Genomic DNA, 281 nt, shown 5'->3' on the forward strand with positions numbered 1-281 from the left:
GTCGCAGGTTCTTGCTGCGAAAACAGGAGATTTCAAAGGCTACAGCCATTTCTTCCACTTGAAGAACGCGATCAAACCGGCGGCGACCAGAGCCATGAAAACCAGCGACAGAGGATAGCCGTAATAGGCTTTCAGTTCTGGCATGTTCCAGGGTGAGCTTCCCGGATCGAAATTCATGCCCCAGACGCCGACCAGGAATGTCAGTGGCATGAAGATCACCGAAACGATCGTCAGATAGGAGATGACGTCGTTGGTGCGGGCCTGGGTCAGCGAGACGTGCA

At 54.1% G+C, this 281-nt stretch carries 1 protein-coding gene; it reads right to left on the reverse strand.

Annotated features, from left to right (window positions below):
• Positions 1–39: 39 nt before the first annotated feature.
• A partial coding sequence (locus tag EN852_RS40325) for a CorA family divalent cation transporter (protein ID WP_281407877.1) occupies positions 40–281 on the reverse strand: 242 nt, incomplete at its 5' end.

The sequence above is a fragment of the Mesorhizobium sp. M2E.F.Ca.ET.209.01.1.1 genome, assembly GCF_004010375.2.
GTDB lineage: Bacteria > Pseudomonadota > Alphaproteobacteria > Rhizobiales > Rhizobiaceae > Mesorhizobium.